The organism is Desulfatiglans sp. (assembly GCA_012513605.1).
Taxonomy (GTDB): Bacteria; Desulfobacterota; DSM-4660; order Desulfatiglandales; family HGW-15; genus JAAZBV01.
The window spans coordinates 1-2,978 of record JAAZBV010000003.1; the positions used below are offsets into that span (position 1 = coordinate 1).

The window sequence follows — 2,978 nt, forward strand, 5'->3', positions numbered from 1 at the left end:
AGTCTGAGGGCATAGGCCGCAGAAATATAACATATAACCATACTAATATGCCTGTGCAGATATCATATAAAGGAGGTACACCCACATATCTTACCTATGATGGAGAGGGTAACAGGATTAAAAAGGTACAGGGGGCTTCAACTACGATATATGTAGGGGATATATTTGAAAAGAGGGGAGCCATTGAGGTAAGCCATATATATGCCAATGGCAAAAGGATAATGTCACGTACCAGTGATGGTAAGGAGTACTACACCCATACGGATCACTTGGGTTCTACAAATCTTGTAACAGATGAAACAGGGCAGGTTATAGAAGAGAACGGCTACCTGCCATTTGGCGGTGCACTATTCAGAAATGAGTACAATGGAGGTACATTTAAATCTGCATACAGGTACACCGGCCAGGAGCTTGACAGTGAATATGAACTGTATAACTATAACGCCAGGCTCTATGACCCTGTTATGAGCAGGTTTATATCACCTGATACAATAATCCCTGATCCATATAACCCGCAATCCCTGAACAGGTATGCATATTGTTTGAATAATCCCTTGAAATATACTGACCCTAGCGGGCATATGGATGAATATACTCTGCCAGAAATTGTTGTTAATGGGTATCGTCCAATGAGTATTGAAGACATCCTAACATGGATCAATATGACCTGTGTACCTCCTGAACCTCCAAGTGCTTTTTCCCCTCTTAGTAGAGACGAAATAAGAAATAATGAAGAATTTAGAATTCTTGTAGCAACGGTTTATGGTGAAGCTGGAAAAAGTAGTAAAACAGCTTGGAAGGCTATTACATGTGTAGCTTTGAATAGAGTAGGTAAAAGAGAATGGTCTAAATATCATACAGTTAAAGATATAATTGCAAAAACAGGATTTGATGCTTATGGTAGAAAAACTTCAGAATATAAATTAGCAATAGAATATTTAGCTGCTGATAAATTGGGAACAAACCAAAGGATTGATAACATAGCGAAAGAGATTTATCCTATATATATAGGATTTTATAAAGATATAACAGAAAATGCTGTGCTATATTATAGTCCCAAAGCACAACTTGAATTAAGCGTTAAGTACCCTGATACGTATAGTGCTACTCCTAAGTGGGACTTTGAAGTAATTAGTGAAGTTACAATTAGTGGAATGCAAAGCACGGATGATTTTAAATTTTATAAATATAAATAAGGGGGAAAGATAATGAAGAAAATATTATTTCTGCTGTTCGCATGTATAATATCTGGTGTTTATGCTGAAGGAGATACGAAAAATATTAAAATTACTCAACAAGATGAAAAATATATTGTTGCTATAAATGATAATGAAGGGAAAATAATTTATAAGCTGGAATATAATTCTACACCTATATTAACATATTATAATGATGTACTCACAGGCATTACGGTTAGTCTTGGGAATCCTAACTCACAGACTATTTTTTATGATCAAATAAAGAAAATAGTATCTACTGCATTTGAAAATGTATTTGCGGTAGAGGCTGATAAACAATTAGTAGTCTATTGTGAAAACAATAAAATAGCAGTTAAAAATATATTTTCAAAAGAAAAACCATTTTTTATAATCAGAGACTATTCGCCAACTGCTTCAATCTTTTCAGCTATTAATGAGATAAAATTTATTCAACCCGATAAATTACAAATGTCTTATATGGTTGGTCCTAATTATACAGATAAGGAAGAAATAATTGATATAAAAAGAACAACGAACGGAATGGACGTAAACCAAGAACCGTGTAGAGCGTCCATAAGAAACTAAGAAATGTGGGTTAATGGGGACGTCCTTAAATAATTAAATAACATTGTGGATTTGAAGAAACAACGCAGTTTAGCATTAAAATATTAGTTATAAAATCATGATGTATGAAGGGGGACGCTGTTAGTGTATGAAGGGGGACGCTGTTAGGTTATTAGGTTGGCAATGTTTTGAATAAGATGCTGTTTACTATTTTGTAATAGTCAGTATTAAGAATTTAATTTTATGCTTATTTTGATTTAGAATCATGATGATCATCATCAATAAGAGAGGGAATATATTATGACTGCAATCAATAAAGAAAAGATGATAGGGATGGTTGTTTGTGTTTTTATGCTTGGTATTCTAAGCATTGCCAATGCACAGGAAAAGATAACTGATAAAACATTGATGAGCCTTGACTCAGAAGTAAAGAGATATCTTGATAAAGGTGACATTAATAATGCAGGCACTAAAATACTTGATGCCTATGAAAAGGCTGCAAAGGATAAAAATAGCTTAAGCCCTGCTGCAACAAAAGAATTATCAAACACCCTTTTAAAGATGGGTGAAGCAGTGCATAAAAAAGATGGGGCTGATAAAGCAAAAGCATGGCTTGAGAAAGCTATCGAGATGGATAATAAAAATGATGAGGCCCATATGCTTCTGGGCTGGACATACTTTGAAAAAAAGGATTTTGACAAATCATTGAGTTTTTTTAAGGCTGCTAACGCCGTTAACCCCAGCCCAAAAAGTTACCAGCTTATGGCTGTTACCTATTTTCAGGAAAAAGCATACCAGAAGGCCCTTGAAGCATGCGATGCAGGCCTTAAAAGGAATCCGGCTGCTGAAGTTGCCTCTGCCATACTGAATATCAGGGCAATGACCAATATGATGTTAGGGAACCAGGATCAGGCAAAAAATGATTATCTTGCTGCCATCAAAAAAGACCCTGATAATAAGATAGCTAAAAGTAATTTTGATAAATTGTATCCTGAAAAAGAATAGACGGTGTAAACTATAATACAAATTTCGGGTATGACCTTGCAGGCAGGATGAATTATATTAAATATCCTGATACCGACCGAACAGAATATCAATATGTATATGATACATTAGGGAATTTAGAGCAGGTTAATGAGGTTGATGGCGTAAACCTTATTGATATTCTGGCTGATTTTGAAGGCTATAATGCCCTTGGCCAGATAGGTTATGCAG

At 35.1% G+C, this 2,978-nt stretch carries 4 protein-coding genes; all 4 read left to right on the forward strand.

The window, feature by feature from the left end; translation table 11 throughout:
* Positions 1-1,196, forward strand: a 1,196-nt coding sequence (locus GX654_00445; protein ID NLD35320.1) for an RHS repeat-associated core domain-containing protein, incomplete at its 5' end; no start/stop codon positions are given.
* A gap of 12 nt (positions 1,197-1,208) precedes the next feature.
* The gene (locus tag GX654_00450; GenBank protein ID NLD35321.1) at positions 1,209-1,784 is read left to right on the forward strand and encodes a hypothetical protein; all 576 of its coding nucleotides are present in this window, start codon (positions 1,209-1,211) and stop codon (positions 1,782-1,784) included.
* Between the two features lie 279 nt (positions 1,785-2,063).
* The gene (locus GX654_00455; protein NLD35322.1) at positions 2,064-2,768 is read left to right on the forward strand and encodes a hypothetical protein; all 705 of its coding nucleotides are present in this window, start codon (positions 2,064-2,066) and stop codon (positions 2,766-2,768) included.
* A gap of 47 nt (positions 2,769-2,815) precedes the next feature.
* A partial coding sequence (locus GX654_00460) for a hypothetical protein (GenBank protein ID NLD35323.1) occupies positions 2,816-2,978 on the forward strand: 163 nt, incomplete at its 3' end.